The sequence below is a fragment of the Terriglobia bacterium genome (assembly GCA_020072565.1).
GTDB lineage: Bacteria > Acidobacteriota > UBA6911 > UBA6911 > UBA6911 > JAFNAG01.
This window is the reverse complement of sequence record JAIQGI010000053.1, coordinates 1-21367: the sequence shown is the minus strand read 5'-3', so window position 1 is coordinate 21367 and position 21367 is coordinate 1. Positions and strand designations below refer to the sequence as shown.

At 57.3% G+C, this 21367-nt stretch carries 24 protein-coding genes; 12 read left to right on the top strand and 12 right to left on the bottom strand.

Annotation, left to right across the window (positions count from 1 at the left end; all coding sequences use genetic code 11):
• Positions 1-117: 117 nt before the first annotated feature.
• Positions 118-1038: a formamidopyrimidine-DNA glycosylase gene (locus LAP85_24170; protein ID MBZ5499507.1), complete on the bottom strand. Its 921-nt coding sequence runs from the start codon at positions 1036-1038 to the stop codon at positions 118-120.
• Between the two features lie 220 nt (positions 1039-1258).
• Between LAP85_24170 and LAP85_24165 the strand changes: the two genes are divergently transcribed.
• From LAP85_24165 to LAP85_24140, 6 genes are all read left to right on the top strand, one after another.
• Positions 1259-2140 (top strand): helix-turn-helix transcriptional regulator, encoded by an 882-nt coding sequence (locus LAP85_24165; GenBank protein ID MBZ5499506.1) that lies wholly within the window; start codon positions 1259-1261, stop codon positions 2138-2140.
• A 2-nt stretch (positions 2141-2142) separates the two neighbouring features.
• A complete protein-coding gene (locus tag LAP85_24160) occupies positions 2143-2376 on the top strand; it encodes a hypothetical protein (GenBank protein MBZ5499505.1) in 234 nt (77 codons plus the stop codon).
• Positions 2373-3647 (top strand): glucose-1-phosphate adenylyltransferase, encoded by a 1275-nt coding sequence (gene glgC / locus LAP85_24155; GenBank protein ID MBZ5499504.1) that lies wholly within the window; start codon positions 2373-2375, stop codon positions 3645-3647. Before LAP85_24160 ends, glgC begins: the two co-directional genes overlap by 4 nt.
• Positions 3644-4042 carry a hypothetical protein gene (locus LAP85_24150; GenBank protein MBZ5499503.1) on the top strand — a complete coding sequence of 133 codons (399 nt, stop codon included), beginning with the start codon at positions 3644-3646 and terminating at the stop codon, positions 4040-4042. The genes glgC and LAP85_24150 overlap by 4 nt, the downstream gene beginning before the upstream one ends.
• Before the next feature lie 31 nt (positions 4043-4073).
• A complete protein-coding gene (locus LAP85_24145) occupies positions 4074-4421 on the top strand; it encodes a hypothetical protein (GenBank protein ID MBZ5499502.1) in 348 nt (115 codons plus the stop codon).
• Between the two features lie 291 nt (positions 4422-4712).
• Positions 4713-6320: a B12-binding domain-containing radical SAM protein gene (locus LAP85_24140; protein MBZ5499501.1), complete on the top strand. Its 1608-nt coding sequence runs from the start codon at positions 4713-4715 to the stop codon at positions 6318-6320.
• 113 nt (positions 6321-6433) lie between these two features.
• Here the strand turns inward: LAP85_24140 and LAP85_24135 are convergent, their stop codons facing one another.
• Both LAP85_24135 and LAP85_24130 read right to left on the bottom strand, forming a co-directional pair.
• On the bottom strand, positions 6434-6664 hold the full coding sequence (locus LAP85_24135) for a helix-turn-helix transcriptional regulator (protein MBZ5499500.1): 231 nt from the start codon (positions 6662-6664) through the stop codon (positions 6434-6436).
• 9 nt (positions 6665-6673) lie between these two features.
• A complete protein-coding gene (locus LAP85_24130; GenBank protein MBZ5499499.1) occupies positions 6674-7309 on the bottom strand; it encodes a DUF2975 domain-containing protein in 636 nt (211 codons plus the stop codon).
• A gap of 554 nt (positions 7310-7863) precedes the next feature.
• On the opposite strand from LAP85_24130, the gene LAP85_24125 reads away from it, so the two are divergent.
• Entirely contained in the window at positions 7864-9306 is a 1443-nt protein-coding gene (locus LAP85_24125) for a PP2C family protein-serine/threonine phosphatase (protein MBZ5499498.1), read from the top strand.
• Positions 9307-9419: 113 nt separating this feature from the next.
• Here the strand turns inward: LAP85_24125 and LAP85_24120 are convergent, their stop codons facing one another.
• The 4 genes from LAP85_24120 to LAP85_24105 all read right to left on the bottom strand — a co-directional run bounded on the left by LAP85_24120 (position 9420) and on the right by LAP85_24105 (position 12463).
• The gene (locus LAP85_24120; GenBank protein MBZ5499497.1) at positions 9420-9842 is read right to left on the bottom strand and encodes a hypothetical protein; all 423 of its coding nucleotides are present in this window, start codon (positions 9840-9842) and stop codon (positions 9420-9422) included.
• 23 nt (positions 9843-9865) lie between these two features.
• A complete protein-coding gene (locus LAP85_24115; protein MBZ5499496.1) occupies positions 9866-10624 on the bottom strand; it encodes an HAD-IC family P-type ATPase in 759 nt (252 codons plus the stop codon).
• A gap of 6 nt (positions 10625-10630) precedes the next feature.
• Positions 10631-11995 carry an HAD-IC family P-type ATPase gene (locus tag LAP85_24110; GenBank protein ID MBZ5499495.1) on the bottom strand — a complete coding sequence of 455 codons (1365 nt, stop codon included), beginning with the start codon at positions 11993-11995 and terminating at the stop codon, positions 10631-10633.
• Positions 11996-12271: 276 nt separating this feature from the next.
• Positions 12272-12463 (bottom strand): hypothetical protein, encoded by a 192-nt coding sequence (locus LAP85_24105; protein MBZ5499494.1) that lies wholly within the window; start codon positions 12461-12463, stop codon positions 12272-12274.
• Between the two features lie 438 nt (positions 12464-12901).
• Between LAP85_24105 and LAP85_24100 the strand changes: the two genes are divergently transcribed.
• A complete protein-coding gene (locus LAP85_24100) occupies positions 12902-13249 on the top strand; it encodes a hypothetical protein (GenBank protein ID MBZ5499493.1) in 348 nt (115 codons plus the stop codon).
• A gap of 418 nt (positions 13250-13667) precedes the next feature.
• Positions 13668-15104: a B12-binding domain-containing radical SAM protein gene (locus tag LAP85_24095; GenBank protein ID MBZ5499492.1), complete on the top strand. Its 1437-nt coding sequence runs from the start codon at positions 13668-13670 to the stop codon at positions 15102-15104.
• Positions 15105-15414: 310 nt separating this feature from the next.
• On the opposite strand, the gene LAP85_24090 is transcribed toward LAP85_24095, so the two are convergent.
• The 5 genes from LAP85_24090 to LAP85_24070 all read right to left on the bottom strand — a co-directional run bounded on the left by LAP85_24090 (position 15415) and on the right by LAP85_24070 (position 20145).
• Entirely contained in the window at positions 15415-16074 is a 660-nt protein-coding gene (locus LAP85_24090) for a Crp/Fnr family transcriptional regulator (GenBank protein MBZ5499491.1), read from the bottom strand.
• 547 nt (positions 16075-16621) lie between these two features.
• Complete coding sequence (locus tag LAP85_24085; protein MBZ5499490.1) at positions 16622-16897, bottom strand: pentapeptide repeat-containing protein; 276 nt, start codon at positions 16895-16897, stop codon at positions 16622-16624.
• 1545 nt (positions 16898-18442) lie between these two features.
• Positions 18443-19222, bottom strand: coding sequence for a hypothetical protein (locus LAP85_24080; protein ID MBZ5499489.1), 780 nt, complete (start codon positions 19220-19222; stop codon positions 18443-18445).
• 45 nt (positions 19223-19267) lie between these two features.
• Positions 19268-19420 carry a lmo0937 family membrane protein gene (locus LAP85_24075; protein MBZ5499488.1) on the bottom strand — a complete coding sequence of 51 codons (153 nt, stop codon included), beginning with the start codon at positions 19418-19420 and terminating at the stop codon, positions 19268-19270.
• Between the two features lie 362 nt (positions 19421-19782).
• Complete coding sequence (locus LAP85_24070; protein ID MBZ5499487.1) at positions 19783-20145, bottom strand: polysaccharide deacetylase family protein; 363 nt, start codon at positions 20143-20145, stop codon at positions 19783-19785.
• Positions 20146-20196: 51 nt separating this feature from the next.
• Here LAP85_24070 and LAP85_24065 point away from each other — a divergent pair, with 51 nt between their 5' ends.
• Genes LAP85_24065 through LAP85_24055 form a run of 3 tightly spaced genes read left to right on the top strand, consistent with a single transcriptional unit; the run spans position 20197 to position 21209 of the window.
• Positions 20197-20478: a type II toxin-antitoxin system prevent-host-death family antitoxin gene (locus tag LAP85_24065; protein MBZ5499486.1), complete on the top strand. Its 282-nt coding sequence runs from the start codon at positions 20197-20199 to the stop codon at positions 20476-20478.
• On the top strand, positions 20475-20906 hold the full coding sequence (locus LAP85_24060; GenBank protein MBZ5499485.1) for a type II toxin-antitoxin system VapC family toxin: 432 nt from the start codon (positions 20475-20477) through the stop codon (positions 20904-20906). Before LAP85_24065 ends, LAP85_24060 begins: the two co-directional genes overlap by 4 nt.
• The gene (locus tag LAP85_24055) at positions 20907-21209 is read left to right on the top strand and encodes a hypothetical protein (protein ID MBZ5499484.1); all 303 of its coding nucleotides are present in this window, start codon (positions 20907-20909) and stop codon (positions 21207-21209) included.
• The last annotated feature ends 158 nt before the right edge of the window (positions 21210-21367 follow it).

Below are 21367 nucleotides of genomic sequence, written 5' to 3'. Positions count from 1 at the left end.
GACCCACGCGGCCCATACATCAAAAGGCGCAAGCGGAATGACCTCGGTGGTGAACGGTCGCTTTGAACCGTGGCCGGCTTATATCCCCAGACCTAAGGCACGCGGAAAAAGCACGAATCAACGATGCCCGCGTTCCCGAGCTTTGTTCTTGAGTTCCTCGAGATCGGCGAGGCTGCGCGGCCAGTCCTGTCTCAGCAGCCTGGAGAGCGCGCGATCGGCAAGCAGCTTGCCCCCTGTCTGACAGTTGGGGCAGTAGTTCGTCTCGTTTTCGGCGTAAACGATCCTCTGCACCGGTGCGCCGCAATCCGGGCACGGCTTCCCATAGCGACCGTGGACTGCCATCCCCTCACGAAAAGCAGTCACCTTCTCGGGAAAGCCGAACCCCGTTTCGTGGCGCAACCGTTCTATCCACAGGCGCAACGTGTCCCGCGCGGCCCGATAGAGCGCGGCGATTTCCTCAGCGCTGAGCTGGTCCGTGCGCTTCAGAGGCGAAAGACGGGCCCGGTGCAGGATTTCGTCCGAATAGGCGTTGCCGATGCCGCTGAAGATGTGAGGGTCCGTCAGCGAGCGCTTGAGCGTGTGAGTTTCACTCAAGAGCGAGTCCTGGAATGAATCGAGGCCTGCGCTCAGCACTTCGAGACCGTCGGCGCTATGCTGCATGAGCCCGGCTTCGCCCCGAACAAGGCACAGCGAAGCACGTCTCTTGCTGCCCGCCTCGGTCAGAAGCAGGGTTCCCGTGGCGAAGGAAAATGAAGCCATGCCGATCTTCCCAGGGATCTTCGCGCCAGCCGGCTTCCAGTGCAACCGGCCGGCAATCATCAGATGAAGCACGAGGAAAAGGTCGTCTTCGAGGCAGAAGACCATGCGCTTCCCCATGCGCCGCAGACCCACGACACGTTTTCCGCATGCGGCTTCGAGCGGAGGGTCATAGGTACGCACGAGAAACGGACTCGACACCCGAACCGTTGCCAGGCGCTGGCCGACCACGCGCGTTTCGAGCTGCTCGAGATAAATCACAATATCCGGGAGTTCAGGCATGGTTACGTAATTATGGCAGATGCGGGGGGTGGGTGTTATGCGCGCAAGGTCTGGTGCGGAGCCGCTCGTGTGCCAGCCCTAAGGTAATCCAGGGAGCGTCCCAGGTCCTCAGGAAATTAACCGGCCATGGTTAATTAACATGTTTCGGTAATGCACGATGTGATATAAGTAAGCACGTGCCAAGCAATAAACCAGGATGGTTAATTCAAAAGGAGCCTCGGTGGATCTTTCTTTGGTAATACGGCGCCGGCTCGAACACTTAGGGCTTGAGCAGAGAGATCTGGCGAGTGCCGCGCAAGTCACGGAGTCATACATATCCCAGTTGCTGACCCGGAAAAAGACGCCGCCTGCCACCGACCGCACAGGCATTTACGACAAAATGGAACAATTCCTGAAGCTGCCGAGCGGCGAGCTTGCGAAGCTTGCCGACCAGCAGCGCCTGGAAGAATTGAAGAGAAAGCTGGCAGACCCGCCGGTGCCGCTGTTCAAGGAGGTTCGGGAGTCGGTTCTGCGCAAGTGCAACCCGGACAAACAGAGACAGATGCGTGCCATTTTCGAGAAACAGGCCTTCGGCGAACTCGAACGTCTGGTAACCCAGATCCTTCTTAACGTGATCAAGAATGTTGCCAAAAAAGAATTGCAGAGTGAGAGCTGGCTCCGCCTCGTTGCCGGGCTCAGCAACCGGAGCCAAGAAGAGATGAGGGTTGCCATCCTCGAGTTTTTGGATACCGATGTCTTCCACGTGTCGATCGAAAACTGTGTTGCTTTCCTGGATCCGCTGATTGAATCCTGGGACATCGACCTTGCGACTTTTGCCATTGAAATCCGCCTGGACCAAAGAGCGGGCCTGGGGCACCCTCACAGATTCGAGTTTGTGGAAAGAGAACCGGAACCGGAATTCAACGAAGAGCCTGGGCTCAGGGAATTCCTGGGAAACGCCTCCCTCAGCGAGGATGCGACGCAGGAAGAAATTGGTTTCCTGAGAACTCTGAGGTTTAAGGGTAAACGGCCGACTCCCCTCTATTACTACCGCGAACTCCAAAACCTCAGAGATCCGTTGCATTTTCGCTTCGCGCGACCCGAACGCAACGCGGAGCCATGACCATGATCTATCTGGTCGATGCGGGCGGGGAACATGTAGGCCCTTTTGAGAATCAAGAAGCTGTCGAACGCTTCATCAAGATGATGGCATTGTGCGGTGAAAACTGGGCAGACCACAAAATCGTGGGAGAGAGCGGGGACGATGCAAACGTGCTGCAGAATGCGACCCAAATGGACTCCAGCGCCAATCCGCGGAAGAGTGCCAACAAACTGAAATTGGTCGGGAGGAGGCCTTGAACGTCGCAAAGGTGCTCAAAGAGACCCTGACCATAATCCTGGCTGGAGGGCAGGGGGAGCGGCTCTATCCATTGACCAGAGATCGAGCGAAGCCGTCCGTTCCTTTCGCCGGGCATTATCGGATCATCGACTTCACCCTGTCGAACTGCATCAACTCAGGACTCAAGCGCATCTACGTTCTCACTCAGTACAAGAGCCAATCGCTGGATGATCATCTCAGGCTAGGCTGGAACATTTTCGCCAGCGCGTTCGACGAGTTTCTGTTCTCGGTCCCTCCCCAGCTCAGGACGGGAAGTTCGTGGTACCAGGGAACAGCGGATGCTGTGTTCCAGAACCTCTACATTCTGCGGGAGCGGCTCCCAAGCCGCGTTCTCATCCTCTCGGGCGATCACATTTACAAGATGGACTACAGCGAGATGATTGCTGCCCACGTACGCACGGGGGCCGCAGTCACGATTGCCGCGGCGGAGTGCGACCTCGCCTCGGCGCGCCGGCTGGGTGTGCTGGAGATCGACGAACAGAATCGCATCCTGGCCTTCGAGGAAAAGCCGGACAATCCAAAACCCATCCCCGGCCGGCCCGGCTTCACCTTGGTCAACATGGGCGTGTACTTGTTCGAAACCGATGTGTTAATTAAAGGGACTTCCGGAGACAGCTGCGGCGACAGCCTTGAGGATTTTGGCCGGGACATTCTGCCTCACCTCGTCCAGAGCAAACCGGTTTTCGCCTATCCTTTTCGCGATGATGAGAAGGGAAATTACTGGCGCGACATCGGCACGCTGGATTCTTATTACGAGGCCAGCATGGATTTGCTGAAGGTCGATCCGGAATTCAACCTCTATGACACCTCTTTCCCCATCCACTCTTCCACCCGGCCGCGTCCTCCCGCAAAGATGGTCTTCGCCGGCGGAGAAACGAACCGCAAGGGGGTCGCCCTGGATTCGCTTCTCTGCAATGGCTGCATTATCAGCGGAGGCCGGGTGGAGCGTTCGATCCTCTCTCCGGACGTGCGCATTAATTCCTACTCGCTTGTGGAAGATTCGATCCTCTTCGACCGTGTGGAGGTGGGGCGGCGTGCCAGGATCCGACGGGCCATCATCGACAAGGCGGTTATGATCCCTCCAGGCTTTTCGGTCGGCTACGACCTTGAAGAGGATGCGAAGCGCTTTACCGTGACCGAATCGGGAGTGGTGGTGATCCCCAAAGGCGCGCGGATCGGTGAGGAAGCTGATATGCAACAAGCGGCACTGGGCCATCAGGGGGCACGATGACAGCACCCAGGATTTACCTGGCTTGCCTCTGGGGTGTGATCGCGCTCTGCGCGCTCTACGGCGGCATTGTCCACGGATCGACCGTGGCATGGCTGCTCTTGATGGCGCTCGTTCCTCCGCTCATTGTCTTTGTTTGGTGGATGGTGGATCGCGCCGCGCTGGAGCGAAGAATCAAGCGTCTCGAGGCGCGTTCTGAGATTGGAGATGAAAGGCGTGTCGTTGCGCATACGGATCTTACCAAAGTCGAGCATAAGTTGCATGAGATCGAAGCGAGAGTTGCGCAGGTCGAGGACCATGAGACCGGCGCGGCAAGATCTGGAGTGAGTCGAAGAGAGCAGTTTTCCGGACACAGCAGCACTCCGGTTGGCGGAGGGATCTCCATTAACCCGAAGTGAAGCCGGGCCCCTCGGTGGCCCAGGAGGATCTATGGCAGGCGAGATTTTTGAAAAGATGCGGAAAAGAGTTCTTCGCAAGCACAAGCATTCGATCGTCAGATCGGCGAAGAACGGACACAAGACCAAGGGTCGCGGACTGGTCCTGGTCAAATTGACCAAGACGGGGATGGTACATCTTTCTTATTTAACACTCGACGCGCTGAAACATCAGCACGCACATGCCGGCCCGGAAGGCCTTGGTAACGGGGACCTTCTCATTGAAAAGCTCTCTGCTTACTCTCCCGATTCCGAGATACCAGTTATGGTTACGGACGGTGAGTCTGAGCGTTTTTCGCTCGGTGTAAGGCAGGAGACGCAACCCAACCAACCGGCCCCTTGAGCCCTCGGGCGGAGACCAGGGCGCGAACAGGCCGTGCAGGCAATGGCACGGCTATCTATCAACCTTGCTTTTGAATCGCGTGCTACGGTCACTGCCGATATCACAAGCCATTTCCTGTGAAATTTGGATTTTCGCCAGTTAATGTGTTAAGTACCGGGTGATCGTGCATTGAGATTTCCGGACTATTCGAGTTGCAATTGCTAAGGAAGGGAATTTCGGAGCGAATTCCACTGCAGTGGCCGCATCATGTGCGCGCCATCCTGGTTCAATCCATTTGCCGAAGGGGTTCGGATGCATATTCTTCTCTACGTACCTGACAATCACGTTACTCGAAACTTCTTGCCACAGCTCTGGCCTTTTCTCCTGCGCCAGCTCACTCCAGCGCCGCACCGGGTGACTATCATTGACGGAAACGCCATGCGTTTGAGCGAGCAGGAGTTGGCCCGATTCATAACCGCCAACGGCGTGGACCTCGTGGGCATGGGTTTCATGACCCGCACGGCTCAGAAAGCGTATGCCACGGCGGCGACAATCCGGAAGGAGTCTGGTGTGCCGGTCGTGCTCGGCGGCCCCCATGTCACGGAAGTCCCCGGGGAATCACTGGGCTGGAACGGCCGGAAGCGATGTGCCGACTCGGTCGTGCTCGGCGAAGCGGACGACATCTGGCCTGTTGTTGTGGAAGACGCGGAGCGAAACAGGCTGAAAGAAACCTACGGCTCCAGGGAAGCGGTGGATGGAAATTCGAAGCCCTCTCTCGAAGGTTACCAGGCGATCGACTGGGAAAACGTCGACTTGAGTCTGTTCGACCTCATGCGTCTGTTGCCGGAGAGCATCCGCCGCCTCCTTAAGAAGATGAAGGTTCCTTACGAAAAGGCCTATGTGATCCCGGTTGAATCGGGTCGAGGATGTCCCTACGGCTGTGAATTCTGCACCGTCACCGGGTTCTTCGGCAGCCGCCTCCGCTTTCGTTCGAATGAAAGCGTCATTGCCGAGCTCCTCACGCTCAAGCGCGTCGCCGCGCGCAATCGAGCTCTGGTAAATGTCTTTTTTATCGACGATAACTTCGCCATCCGGCGCGAACGCACGAAGTCTCTGCTCCGGGAAATGATCCGACGGGACGCATGCCTCCCCTGGGTCGCTCAAATCACCGCAAACCTGTTGAAGGATGAGGAACTCGTTGATCTGATTGCCGCCAGCGGCGGCCGTTTCATATTCATGGGTCTCGAGTCTATAAGCCCCGCGAGCCTCCGGAGCGCGCACAAGCAGTTCAACCGGCCGGAAGAATACTCGGGGGTACTGCAGGGCCTGGCAAGGCGCGGCGTATATGCCATTACTTCGTTTATCGTGGGAATGGAGGATGACCGCCCCGGTGTGGCGTCCTCCATCAGCTCGGAAATCAATACCTGGCCGCCCGTGCTGCCGGTTTTCGGATTACTGACCCCCTATCCGGGCACTCCGTTGTACGACCGGCTCCAGAAGCAGGGGAGACTGCTCCGGCCGGAGCACTGGCTGGATTTCAAGCCCTTCCGGCTGACATTTCAGCCCAACCACCTGTCCCCCACCCAGAGCGAAGACGAGGTGAACGAATCCTGGCGCCTGGGTTATGGATCCCGCTCTTTTGCGCGCACGCAGCGGTGGCTGGTGGACAATCGCAAGCCATTCGACCACCAGGTTGCTTTCCTGGTCGCACGTCTGCTGTTTCGAGGCATCTACTTTCCCCAGTCGACTCCCTGGTCATGGGTCCGATTGCTGGCATCCAATGCGCACACCATCGCACGCCTGGTGCTGCGCAGACTGCTCGAACGGCCGGCACGCCCGGAGACCGTAACGGTCGGTGCTGCCACTGCCGAGGAATCCCTAGGAATGGTTCGTCGGGACAGGATGTCGGAAGAAATGTGATTAACGTCGCTCGAACATAAGATTGGTAACGCGTCCGGCCTGAACAAAGACGCGCTTGACCATTCCCGACTCCCTTTCAAGTTAAGAGATTTCGAGGTTATGGCGCCCCGAAATCATTCGATCGAGTTTCCCGGTGCGCCGTCGGGAACATGCTCGAGAAGATCGCCGGGCTGGCAGTTCAACTCGCGGCAGAGAGCGTCCAGGGTCGTGAACCGGATTGCCTTTGCCTTGTTGGTCTTGAGAATCGAGAGATTTGCCTGCGTGATTCCTATGCGCTCAGAAAGCTCGACCTGGGAGACCTTTCTCCGGACCAGCATCATGTCCAGATTAACGATAATCGCCATGCGGCCCCCTTATACCGTCAATTCCTGCTCCTGGCGCATCGCGTAGCCGTAACGAAATACGCCGGCCAGAACGATGACCATGATCCCCACTGCAGAACCCCACAGCATGGAGCTGTAATCGAAGGAGACCGTGAACGCCCCTTTGGATGGGGCGTAGTGACTCTTGATATACAGCCCTACGAGGAAATCTTCCAAGGTCCGGCCTACGGCCCCGGCGATGATCAGCCACCCGATCGCCTTCAGACGACCTGGGGCGCGCTGATGAAATGGCACGCCCGCCTCGATCGAGACCAGCATCCCTCGAATGAGCCACACGATTATGAGCGTCATTCCGGGTTGAAGGAGAATCCATCCCAGTTGCACCGCAATGGAACCGACGGATGCAGTTTCGAAGGTGGCAAGGCGCACCTTCCAACCGTCGACGGCGACAAACTGAGTATTGCGGCGAGTGGCCGTCACCGTCACCGGAGCGTCAGGCAACGTCAAGGAAACCTGGGGATCATAGATGTGCGGCGTCGCGTGAAGCCAGACGGTGCCATAAAGAAGGATCACGATCCAAATGGCGCATGCGCACGCGCCAAGCACAAGGATGAGATCGAGAAAATCATGCAAGGTATTCTCCAGGCGCCTCTTATCGGTTCCCATAATGCCTCCCCTCGATAGAGTAAAAGCCGATGATTTCAACCCATCCGAGGAAGAGATTACCGCAACAAATTATCATTTGTCAATTAGTATTTATTGATATTCGATAATATTATTTCGCGTTACAGATAGCAGGTCTGGTCGACGCTTGTGACGAAAATGAAAGCGCATCGTTCCCATTGGACGAATAGTGTTTCAACGGGTCCTTCCCGCCTGTCACGCGGTCTTCATCGATTTTGAGTGTCACGAAGCCTTTGGCCAGAACCGGTGCAACCGTATTGAGTGCCATCCACGCACCCTGGTGGCGAGTTTCTCCCGGTTGTGTAGTAATACACAAAGAGTGGCATGGTTATTCTGCAGGTGAAATCATACAATGTGAATCGCCGCCTGAGATTGCAGTTGTGCCCCGTCCGCCCGATGAGGCCAGGTAACAGGTCCGGAACATCGCGGCAAAGGTAGATGAAGGCCGCCCTGGACGCGCGCTCCCTGAAGCTGATGGGGCAGTCAGAAGACGATTGCATATGGCTTAGCCACAATACCGTTGAGGAGCAGATACGATGAAATTAGGGAAGCCGCACCACCTCTGGCTTAAGGGACTCCTTGCCATGGGCCTGTTTCTCAGCTTCCTGTTGCTGGTTCAATCGGCATACACCTATTACCATGTCTCCCGGCAGTTGGTCACGGATCAGCTGGCGCGAGAGGCGGATCGACAAGTTCTTGCCGCGGAGCGGGGGATACGCCAGTCGGAAGCCTCGAGTGCGGAGCAGCAGCGAATTGTGCTGGAAGATATCCTGCAGGACAATGCCGCCAAGATTGCCTGGATGCGGATTATCGACGCGACGGGGAAAGCCGTTGTCGAGGCCGGCAAGCCGACCGGCGCACCTCTGGCTGCAGGGGATGCCCGCGCGGTTCGCACCGAGAGGGGGAGGACACCTGAATTGCGGGACACTCCAAACGGCAGGGTCATGGTTTACCTCCTGCCGCTGCGTCTGATGCGATCCCGGCCCGGTCCGGAGGGAGCACGCGCGGGGCCCCGGCCTCCTGCCGCTTCGCCGAGTCCGGAAGGTGGACGTTTCGCGGCCCGTCCCCCCGGCGCGCCGCAGGGGCCGAGACTGCTGGAAATCGCGCTATATCTTGAGAGCGCCTCCTCTGCCTTCAGCCCGTTGCGGCGCAATCTGATCGTAAGCATCCTGGCTGCCCTGGGGTTGGCGGCCGCGATGATCCTATTCTGGGTTCAGTTTCCCCGGTATGTCCGGGGAAAACAACTGGAAGAACAATTGGAGCTGGCGCGCAAAGTCCAGGCGGACTTGCTGCCGCCATCGAATCCCGCTCTTGGGGGGCTCGACTTTGCGGCTGCCTGCGTCCCAGCCTGGCAGGTCGGGGGAGACTTTTACGACGTGTTCACGACGAATCAAGATAACGTCGCAGTTGTGCTCGGCGACGTGGCGGGAAAAGGCCTGCCCGCCGCGCTTTTGATGGGCATGCTTCATGGCGCTTTGCGTTCCATGCGCTGGATGGAAACACCCGCGGACCAGGAGATAACTTGGAGGCAGCTAAACTATCTCCTGAGCTCGCGAACCGCACCGGAACGTTTCGCCAGCCTGTTTTGGGGTTCCTACGATCGGGAGGCCAGGATCATCCGATATGTCAATGCCGGCCATCTGCCCCCCCTGTTGATGCGGCGCAACGGCATGTGCACGATCCGCCGGCTGGAAGAAGGAGGCCCGATTCTAGGCATGATCTCGACGGCCACCTATCAACAGGGTGAAGTTGCCGTTCAGCCCGGCGACCTTCTCGTGCTGTACTCGGATGGCATCGTGGAAGCCGCCAGCCCCTCCGAAGAAGAGTTCGGAGAGGAACGGCTCTGCGGCATAATTCAGGAAAACTGCGCGCGCCCGTCCGCCGAAATCCTGGACGAAATCCTCAAGCAGGTGCGGGCATATATCCAGGATAACGAGCCGCAGGACGACATGACGCTGGTGGTTGCCCGCATTAATTAAATCGGGGAACAGGCAAGCATGCCATCAGCTGCTGCTCCAGCGGTCCTGCGCTACTTGATTTGAATGCCAAGGGGATCCAAAGACAGACCGGTGTTGCCTGTCATCGGCTTGCGTCATAACGTCACCGACAAAAACTTGGGCGTTTTTTTTCGACTTCGTTTTGGGAAGTGCTGTCGGACTCTTGCCGCAATCTGCCGATCCGTCATCTTGTCAACGGTTTCAATACCCACTACCCGCCCGCTGAGCGCCTCACTCTCAAGACGTCTCTCGAGTTCGATCTTTGCCTCGCCGGGACCAAATATCAGGATGGATTCGGCATCACGAATACACGATATTACATGATCATAGTATTTGTTGAGATGGCCGGTGAAGCGCTTGTCTCGCTGGTCCTCTGCCGAGTCCTCCTGTGCGGCACCGGAATACCGGACCTGTTTCTCGATGTCTGATCTGATCAGGCTTGTCTCTTCTCCCTTGTCAGTGACACTCACGATGACCGCCTTCCGGTGGTCAATCCAAATACCCACTTCTCTTTTCATAGATTTCTCCTTAGACATTCTGTTCACCTCTCGTCAGTGTTGCAGTCCCGGCTACGGTGGCCTCCGGCAAATGATGGTGAAAGGTCACACAGAAAGTTGTTCAGCAGGATCTGCGTCGGCAACATAGGCAGGAAGGGCAGGAAGAGCGAGGCCGCGGTCATGCTGAACATATTACCGAAATTCGAGCTGGTGCCCATGATGATGTACTTCATGATGTTGGCGAAGCAGCGCCGCCCCTCGATTACCCCGTCGTTCAAAACCGCCAGATCCTTTTCCAGCAGGATAATCTTCGCAGCATCCTTGGCCACGTCCACGCCATTCATGACTGAAATGCCTACATCCGCGGTGTGCAGCGAAGGTGCGTCATTGATGCCGTCACCCCCGTACGCGACGACGTGCCCGCGTGCCTTGAGAGCGATGATGACCCGGTTCTTCTCCTCCGGAGACACGCGGGCGAAGATGGCGCCGTTCTCGGCCTGGTAGGCCAGGGCGGCATTATCCATGGTATCGACCTGGTTCCCGGCGAGAATGCGGTCCGATGCCAGCCCAACGTCGCGGGCGATCTTTTGGGTCACATATTGGTTGTCGCCGGTCATGATGACCACGGAGATGCCATTCTGTTTCAGTGCCTCCAGAACGGCATGAATCCCTTCCTTGGGCGGGTCCAGGAATGCCGCAAACCCGGCCAGCGTCATATCCCGCTCATCCGCCGGGGTGTAGACGTCCCGCTTGTCCACTTTCAGCACCGCTACCCCAAGGGTCCGGTAACCGTCGGCGCTCAACTTCCTCTAAGTCTCCTCCGCCGCAGCGCGCCGGCTTTCGGTGAACGGCTGGGGTGACCCATCGATGCTCACGCTTTGGCAGATGCCAAAGATACCCTCTGCCTCGCCCTTGGTAATGAGGAGGTGCTCGTCACCATGTTGCACCACTACCGAAAGACGCTTGCGGTTGAAGTCGAAGGGGATCTCGTCCACCTTGACATACTCCACAATTTTAGGATGCTCGTGCTTCAAGACGGCATCATCCAGGGGGCTCTTGATGCCCGCTTCGAAGTAGCTGTTCAGGTAGATGAGCCGCAGAACGTTGTCATCCGCCTTCCCCAGGATATCCACGTGCCGGTCAAGCACGATCTCCCCTTCGGTCAGGGTGCCGGTCTTATCGCTGCAGAGGATCGTCACGCTGCCGAAATCCTCGATGGCCGCAAGTTGCTTGACCAGGACCTTCTTCCTGGTCATCCGCCTCGCACCCTGAGCTAGGGTGACCGTGATGATCATGGGCATCATCTCAGGGGTCATCCCTACCGCCAGGGCAACTGCGAAGAGGAAGGACTCCAGCAGCGGGCGGTGGAAATAGAGGTTTACCAGAAGAACGAAAAGCACGAGCAGCATGATTACCCGGGTAATCATCAGCCCAAAGTGGCGTATGCCGCGGCCGAACTCGGTCTCCGGCGGCCGGGTAGCCAAACGCTGCGCGATCACCCCGAGTGCGGTATTTCGGCCTGTGCGGACAATAACCGCGGTGCCAAACCCTGTCTGGACCGCAGTGCCCAGGAATACACTGTTGGTCGCGTCGGCAACACCGTGCTTCCCCTCTGACAAATCGAGCGCGGACTTCTCGACGGGCAGCGACTCCCCGGTCAGCGCCGACTCGCGCACCTGCAAATCCTTTACTTCCAGCAGTCGTGTGTCCGCCGGCACCAGGTCACCCGCATTGAGCCGGATGATATCCCCCGGGACTAATTCCGCTATCGGCAGCTCCTGTTCCAGCCCATCGCGCATCACGGCGGCCGTTGTAGCAACCTGCTTCTGAATCTCCTCTACCGCGTGTCTAGCCTGGAATTCCATGAAAAAGTTCAGAAGAACGCTGAGGAGGACTATGGCGATGATGATCAGCCCGCCAACCTGGTCCCCAAGTCCCAGGGATATGCCGCTGGCCACGAGAAGGATGACGACGAGTGGATTGGCAAAGTAGCGAAGGAAGGTGAGCAAGCCTGCGAAGCGCGACTCCTGCGCCATGCTGTTTGGGCCATAAAGACGCAACCGCCGTCTCGTTTCCGCGGCAGTCAGCCCGGCCGGTGTTGCCTGCAGCAGCTGAAGCAGGTCAGCCAGCGGCTTGTCCCAGAAGCTCTCTAGGCTCTTATCTCGTTTTTCCATGCAGGGGCTGCTCCCGTCGCTGCCGCAGTAAAGCTTACGCCTGCTCTGACAGCCGCTGCGAGCAATAGTGAACAGCGTTGGGTGCAATTGTGAACAGCTTCCATCCTGGAAATCAGCAAGGACGATCAAAGTGATCGTGGCTCTACTGATTCCGCATCCCCCCCGGCCAAGGCGACACGCAGATCGAATTCGACTTATGCTCGCGAGCATTCAATTCGAAGTCGCGGCGATCTTCGCCGTGGGTGGCATTTAGCACTCCACCCTGAACCGAGGCAGCTACTTTCCCACACGGAAATTGGAGAAATAGCTGAGAAGGCCAAAAACGTTCACAAGCCACAAAACCACGGCGATAACCACGACCCCATTCAGGATCCTTTTAATGGACCCCTGCATGGGTATGTAGTTGTTAACCAGCCAAAGAAGAACCCCAATCACGATCAGGATCACCACAAGTTGAATCAAAGGTATGATACACCTCCCTAAATACTCTGTTTTCGGAGCAGTCCTGGAGAGCCACCCCTTCTGGCATCGGCCTCCGACCAGTTAGCGGCCGAGAACTAGAGGCACGCTTCTTATACCTTGGAGATGAGTCGCGTGTCAGTTCAGTACTGCTCACACGTCTGGTCAAGATTGCTCACCCCGGTCAAGGCAAGACAACTGCACTATGGAAATGCAGTAAGAAGGTCCGTGAGCTGTTTTGATCATGCTTGTGATCAGTAGTGAACTGACAACCGGATTGCCACGATGGTATAAAAGTGCTTCCAGGATCAGGTGGCAAGCGGAGCCGGCATCGTGGAGCGTCTTCGAAAGACCGGATAACTCATCTTGCGGGGGATCGTTTCAGAGCATCCACCATGACTGTTTTAATGAAATCAACAACTTGGTGAAAAAAAGGAGGGTATCAGGATGTCGGAATATCGAATCAAGGTTGCGCCCAATACAGTAGCGTATGCGGACGCCGAGAGACACAAGCTGGTAGTAGAGTTCGCCATCCCGGGGGCGCCAACAGATACTATCGATGTGAAGATCCTGGAAGACAGCATCCACCTGACAGCGCCGGCACGGGACGTCGAGTATGTTTCAGCACTGGCGTTGGGTTGGCCGGTGAAACCTGTCAAAGCCGAAGCGACTTACGAGCACGGCCTGCTCCGAATTGAGGTGCCCTTCAAAGATCCGATGGAAGATGCTGTGAAAGTTGCCATCAAAGCAAGTGGCGTGGACACCAAGGCCAAAATAGCCGAAAAAGCCTTATGACCCGTTAAATCGTCAGGCTTATAAACGAGGCAACCAGGGCTTGCTGCCCGGGTTGTCTCGTTTAATGTTACCCGCGTATATCCTCACTCGCATGGCTGGGAGATACACGTGGGTGGGAAAAATCCAATGGCGCATCCACTCATCTCAGAAGGCTTAAAATGCTAATGCGCAGGTGCGCCTGATGTACAGATGACCGGTCGTCAGATTACGGCGAAAGTCCGACAGTACTGTCCAAAATAGAGTCCGGCAACAAGATCGAGATGGCGCCACCTAACCAGGTGCGGCTGTGGCCGCGGGCAAACCGCTGAGTTCGGCCGATAGGCCAACAAAATTGTAGTTGTGACTTTCCATCTATTAGATCATCATGCGGGGGGAAAAGGAGAAAAAGCAAATCCCTATTCGTGAGTGAATGCACGCCATGCGATTATATCTGATCAACCCCTCCAACCCGCTTGTCAGCATGGTCAAAATCAGGCAGAGCCGCTGGAACCGTTACCGCGTGTGGAAACCGCTCAGCCTTATGGTTCTCGCGGGCCTGACACCAAGGGAGTGGGCAATCTCGATCGTGGACGAGAATCTTGGAGCGCCAGACTACCCGGCCATGCCGCGGCCAGACCTGGTGGGCATTACCGCTTTCACCTCGCAGGCCAACCGCGCCTATGAAGTAGCCAGTTACTTCCGTCATCTGGGTGTGCCCGTCATCATGGGCGGCATTCACGCCACCATGTGCCTGGACGAGGTCATGGAGCGGGTAGACTCGGTCGTTACGGGGGAGGCCGAGGGCGTCTGGGCCCAGGTCCTTGAGGATGCCCTGCATGGCAGCCTGAAGCGCCGCTATGACGGAGGGCTGGCCGAGATATCCGCTGTCCCGTTCGCCCGTCATGATTTGCTGGCTACGGGATATGCCTTCGGGGCGATTCAGACCACACGGGGTTGTCCGTTGAATTGCACCTTTTGCAGCGTGACGGCCTTCAATGGGGCCCGTTACCGGCAGCGGCCCATTTCGGATGTCGTGAAGGAATTCCAGTCGATCCGAGAGAAATATGTCCTGGTGGTGGACGACAACCTCGTCGGCACGCGCCCTGAACACATCGCACGCGCCAAGGACCTGTTCCGTGCCATGGCACAGGCGAACCTGCGAAAAGAATGGGTCGCCCAAGCCACCATTAACTTCGCCGATGACGAAGAACTCCTGGCGCTGGCCGCGAAGGCTGGGTGCAGCGGCGTCTTCATCGGCTTTGAATCCCCCACACCGGAAGGGCTTCGAGAGCTGGGCAAGAAATTCAACCTTTTGAGGGGACGCGACTTCCGCGCCTCCGTGCGGCGCATACAGCGGCACAACATTCTGGTTGTGGGTTCCTTTATCGTCGGGTTGGACGTAGACGAACCTGGCATCGGCAGACGTATCGCCGACGTGGCAAGCCAGTACGGCGTAGACAATCTCAACTTGCTGTATCTGACACCCTTGCCCGGCACCCAAATGTGGGATCAGATGAAAGTGGAGGGCCGCATCGCGCTCAATGCCTTCCCGGAAGACTGGAAATACTACACCCTAACCTACCCGGTGGCCCGGTATAAGCATCTGTCGCTGGACGGCATCATCCAAGAAATGATCTCCTGTAACCGGAACTTCTATTCCATGCCCCGGATTCTGAGGAGGATGTGCAGCAGCGTGTTGCAACGCCGCGCGCCGCTGATCAGCTTTGTGGGCAATCTTTCGATCCGGAGAAACAGCCTTGTGGAATGCAAGGCATACGCGGACTTCAAGTGTCAACAGGGCAATAGGTACGATATGACTCCCAGGAACGGATTGGCGAACAGCCCCACAAAGCCGAACACCAATGCCAACCCCTGACCGGTGGCGGCGGCGATTTGCGTGGCGCGCGAAAGTGGTGTGCTTAGGAGTCCGGCTAAGCACGCAGGGGCGACACGACGACGAGTGGCATCAAACGAGGATGATGCGGGAAGTTTCTGAATCCCCCGATCAAACTGCGGCGCAACAGGCAGGAGCTCCTGCCGTCCTGCGGCGCGGCAAAAGCTCATGCACGCCGACCAAAACCGAACGGTCAGCGTCTGTTAGCGTTTTTCCGCGTCCAAAACTGCATTTTGGTCGCATATTCATGAATAATCCGCGTTAAAGGTCTCCATTGCCACGGTTACAGCCACTAATCGTGCAGGACCACGCTGAGGAGGCCACTATGAACCGTCAACCCGTCGTTATCGCTGTAATTGATAAAGCCTAGCTTCCGGAACTTGTCCATGAAATGACTGACTCGCGACCGGGTTGTACCGATCATTTGGGCCAGGTTATCCTGACTGACTTCCGGAAGCACGGGTTCGGCTCTGCTTTCCTTGCCGAAATGAGAAAGCAGCAAGAGAATCCGCGCCAGACGGTTCTCGCTTGAATTGAAAAACTGGTTCACAAGATCCCCTTCATACCGGATGTTGCGGGAAAGCAGATGTGCGACGAACAGTTCTGAGATCTCGTGCCGCTCGTGGAGCAAGCGCATCACCAGAAGCTTCTCGAGATTGTCGAGAGTGCAAGCCGTCATCGCAGTCGCCGTTGCCATTCGCAACTGTTGACCTGCGAGGCATCCCTCGCCGAAAAACTCGCCGGCACTCAGTAGGGCAACGACAGCTTCCTTGCCATGTTTGGAAATGACCGTAAGCTTGACCTTACCTCGTCGAAGGTACAGCAGTGAATCTGCGGGTTGTCCTTGCTGAAAGATCTCGCAGTTGGCGCTGTATTCTACAGGGCTTTTCCTGCGAGAAATTCCAGCGAGCAATGTTTCCCAATCGATAAGCCGGCTTTTCCTACTTGCCATACAACCGCTCCGGCCCGTTTCAGGCGCTAACGCAAGCATACCTCCCCCTGTGCGGTGCCCGCCGGCTCCCCGCCGCCGGCAATGGCGCCAATGATCGTACCCAGCAACGCGCCCCTCCGCCGACATGCTCGGCGGTCCGCTTATTTTTTCCGATGCCGTCCTTCTGTCCACTACCTGTAACAACCGAATCCGTTGCTACGGCCTACCGCCGCCCGTTTACGGTGAGCGATTCGAGATCGAGCGCCAGATCGTTATGGGAGAGTTCCCTCACAATCAGATCCACGCGCGACCCTCTTGGAATGGCAACCTTAGAGTCATTATTTCTTAATCGGGGCCTTTTTATCCTTCTGATTCTGATCCTTGGTATTGCGCTGGTGCGCATCTTCCCAGGCTTTCTGTTTAGCCTGCGTGTCGGCAAGCTCCCTTGGCGTCGGCGGACGGACCGGCGGCGCAGGTCTCACCAGAGGTTGAGTCGGCTGAGACTGCTGTTGGGGTCTCACAGCACTCTGATTGGGTCGCGTCGGCGCTGTCTCGGGCCCCCTTTTAATTACCTGTGGAGGCTGCACCTGTTGAGGCGGCCTTTGCGGAGGCTGCACCTGTTGCGGAGGCTGCACCTGTTGAGGCGGCCTTTGCGGAGGCTGCACCTGTTGAGGCGGCTTTTGCGGAGGCTGCACCTGTTGAGGCGGCCTTTGCGGAGGCTGCACCTGTTGAGGCGGCTTTTGTGGAGGTTGCGCCTGCTGAGGCGGTGTCTGCTGAGGTATCGTTCGATTCGCAGGCCTGTCCGGGCGCGTGATTTGCGGTTGCTCGAAGTGATTCGGCGCAGGGGGCGGAGTCTTTTTTATCACCACCGGGCGACTCATCGCCCGTTCCTGAGGATGAGGTGCGTTGTGGTTGCCGGCGCCATATACGCTCGTCCGCTCCGGGGCTATCTGGATTCCTCGAGTAACCGGCGCTGAAGCCAGTTCGCGCTCGGGCACATTCATGACATTGCGTGCGACCGGACGTGCATTCACGAACGTATCCTGGGGAACCACGGTCACTCCGTTGGGCGCAGCCCGATTCATATAAGTAATGGGAGCCGCATTCCGATTGTTGAAGATATTGACGACATTCGTGCGGTTCACGACCGTGTTGGTCACGTTGATGTTGGTGACGTATCTCTCGCTGACCCGATAACCGGGCACAAAAACTTCGCGTGGGCCAAGCGGGAACCAGCCGATACCTGCTCTCCCGCCGAGTGTGATCGAGAGACCAAACCCGCCTCCACCCACCCAGGCGACGAGTGCCGGAGCATACACTGGCCGCCTTACCATCGGACCGGGCACCCAGATCCAGTTGCTGCGATAATTGGCCCAGCGTCCGTAATGAAACGGCGCGAAGCCCCAGGGTTCGTCTTCCACCCAGGTCCAACCCCACGGTGCGATCCAGACCCAATGGCCGAACCTGTAGGGTGCCCAACCGGCCGGGACCTGCGAAGGCCTCCAGGACCAGCCGTACTCCGGCACCTGGGTCCATGAGCCGTAGGCATCCAGATCCTCGTAGCCGGTCATCTCTGTGGAAACGTACCGCGGGGCTGCGGCGCGATCTTCGCTCTGATCGCGGCTCCGAGCCCATCGGTCAAATTCACTGAGCGGCTGAGATCCGGCATCCCTCAAGTCATAGTTGAGCGTATCCGTACCGGCAAATATTGCCTGCTGATCGGAAATGACTTGCCACGAACGGCCGCCCCCGATGACTTCGCCTTCACCTTGACGCACAGTGATGATGCTGGTGTTGTTGTCCGGATTCGCCTCAATGAGGTAATCTCCCGCACGCTTGATGGCGAACGCCAGATTCGGAGTGTCCACCTCGTAAGTATCGCCCGGATCCAGATGGCGCAGCCGCAGAATGATGGAACCTTCGGAAAGCCCGATCTGAACCGAGGTGTCATCCAGATTCAAGAATGAAAATCCCGTGTTGCTGTTCATGCGGACAGCCGTCGAGCCTATGTGTAGCTCACCGCGGCTGTTGGCATCCGCCCAAAGCCGATCTCCCGTAGTCAGCGGTCGGTTCATGTCTACGGTAACCCAGTCATTTTCATTTCCCCCAGACGGGAGATAGGACACGGCGCCTACAATGAAGTTGAGCCGTGCGACCCGTTCTGGTGGATCAGCCTGCGCCAAAGCCCCTTGGGCAGCCCCCAATATCAGCAGAAGCACAAGCAGTGCCGGAACATTCTTGCGGATCTCTTTCATAATATTTCTCCTTGCAAACATTTTATACCTTTGGCTGCTTCTCGTGTCAGTTCCGTACAGCTCACACCTCTGGTCAAAATTGCTCATCACGGCTGGGATAGTTCCAACCATTAATATCCCGACGAGACGGTGAGTTACTTGGGCCACTCTACCGTGGCCATCTCGAGCCGCCATACCGGACCATTCAAGAACATGGCGCCTTCGACTCTCACGAACGCAGGAACATCCCCTGTGACGAGCCAGTAGCGCAGGTCAGGCGGACTTTTTCCGATCAACGAGGCGATCACGCCGGTGAGTCCACCGATCTTCAGCTTCACCAGCGAGCGCATAGTCTTCATGGCTCTACCGCCCAGTAGCGCCTCATCCTCTCCCTCCCAGCTCCACTCCATCTCGATCAGGCGCGGCTCCGGCGTGAAGACAGCCATGTGCACCGTCGCACCGGCACCCCCTGGAAGGTTTTTCAACAGCATCAGCGCCATGCCGTTGTACAGGTCGGCCGGCATCTCGAACTTCCCGCTGGCCTCCTTTTGTTTGCCGTCCTTCTCCGCCTGACCTCGGGCCTTGTATTGCCCGCTCTTGCGATCGAACGATACCTCCAATGTCGGGTAGGATGGGCCGTGCTGCACGAGACGGTAGCCCTCAAGCCTAAAAACGCCCTTCTGCGAGAATGTCGCCGATTCATCGTATAGCGAACCATCCTTGAATCTCAGGATCGTGCGGCACTCGACCAGGTTGCCCGTGGGCTTCTGGCTCACCTCGCCGTAAGCGATCGCTGCGCCGTTCAGCGATCGTAGCACGAGGAAACCTCGACCGTTTCCCTCGATCAGCCGGACACGAATCGGCGCAGCTTCAACGGCGCACGACCAGAACAGCGCGGCGATGACGACGAACAGTGCGACCGGCTTTGCATTCACGGGTGGCATCCTTGATTAGCTGGTTCCATTTGTTTTATCTCGTTATCAGGCGATCCCTCTTCGGCCTTGAATCAACCGAATCAAGACCATGACGATGGCCACCACCAACAGGATGTGGATGAATCCACCTAAAGTGTAAGCAGTGACAAGTCCCAATAACCACAAGGCGAGCAGAGCCACAAAAATCGTCCAGATCATGCTGATCCTCCTCTCCGGCCCCCGCTTCCCATAAGATTATGGTTGGCAGGAATAGAGTCACACCCTTTATACCCGTCGGCAATCCATGTGTCAGTTCAGTATGGCTCACACAGGTGGTCAACATTGCTCATCCCCGTCAATAAGGGACAACAGCGCTGTGGCCTATGCCTTTTTTGATTACCGGAGCGGAGTCTAACCCAGCGTCGTTGGTGCTCCAATGTGGCGGTTCTTTGGCTTGGTGCGATGTGGATTCTTACTTCGGCCGTGTGCTCCTGCCGGTCATCCACCAGGGGAATGGTGTGGTCGTCTCGTCCCATGCCATCAACAGTCACAGTCGTCCCTTTATTGTTTCGTTTCCTTTTTCAGCGCGAGGTTGAGCAGGGAAGCGTTCGTGTAAACGGATTCCAGTATCCAAGCGCAAACAAGACATCCTGTTTTCCTTTGGCACCGGCGCAGCCGTACGGAAATCGGAACCATTGCGCGGGTCGCGCCCCTTTGGCGAGCCTGTGAAGCTCATCAATGATTTCGTCGGTTCGCGTTATTTGCCCGTGCGCCTCGCCCTCGCTCACCGTACTGAATTTCTTGTGGTCGAATGAATGGTTTCCGATAGGGTCCTCTTGCCGGCTGAGAGGAACGGTCGAACCGATTTTCCCGGGGGGGCAGCCGCCACCGAAATCTGGACCGGTTTGGAGGTCAGAAACTGTCCGCAGGAGCGCATTGACAATGCCTCAGGTCGCACCTATCATGACCACATGGTTGTGACCACGGAGGATACGATGGAAAGAAGGGTGGGCATCCGCAAGCTCCGGGACGAGTTGACTCGGCACCTGGGACAGGTACGGCGTGGAGCCAGGATCACCATCACAGATCGGGGACAGCCCGTAGCCATGCTGACGCCCTACAAAGAGGATAGCCGATCAGAGCGAGCGGAGCGGCTCAGGGCATTGCTGTCGAGTGAGCACATAGCGCCTGCCGGGAAGCAGTTCCTGACTCGCCCGCCATTGGTGAAAGGCCGGGGCCGTCTCCCGTCGGATCTCGTCAGCGAGGGACGGCGTTGATTTACGCGGATTCCAGCGTCATTGTAAAACGGTACTACCAGGAACCCGGCAGTCAGCGCGTAACTGAATGCTGGGCTCGGTCCGACCGAGTGTTTACCTCGCGAGTGGCCTATGCCGAGGTGCATGCCGCCTTCGCACGGAAACGCCGCGACGGAGGCATCTCTGCCGCGCAACTCCGCGCCGCCGGCGACGCATTCGAATCCGAATGGTCCGCCTATGATCAGATCCTTTTTGATCGCGCGACCTCGGCCCACGTCCGCCACCTTGTGCTCCGGCACGTATTGCGAGGATCTGATGCGATCCATCTGTCCGCGGCCTTATGGCTTCAAGAACAATTGCGTGAGCCCGTCGAATTCTGGGTTTCCGATGAACGACTTGTTACGGCCGCAGGCAAGGAGCGTCTTACCGTCATCGACCCGGCGGAATAAGTGTTTAGGGAAGATGCCGTGCTGCCCTGTTCCGTATTGAGTATGCTTCTCATTCTGGCGCTCACGACGATCAGCTATGGCGCCTGGGGCCAGCGTAACAATCAGGGGCAACCGCCGTCCGGCGCAAAAGCAGCGCCTTCCAGTTTCGATGCGGCCATAACCAGCAATTCGAACCAGATGATGGAAAGGGGCAGGCAGATCTTTCGTTTTGATACCTTTGGGGACGAGGCATTCTGGGGAGATACGCTCAGGCTTCATCAGGTATCGCAGGTGAAAAACTGGGCGGCGTGGGGCCTGGAGTAAGCCCTAAGACTGCACTAGCCCCAAAACAAGCGAGGATTAAGCATGACCGCGGCTGCCGTTATTTCTCTCAGCCACTGGTCATTTTCGCCGCACTGTTTTGTACCCATTGACACGACAATATGCATTGAAGACAGGCTGCTCCCTCCTGTTCTCTGCCT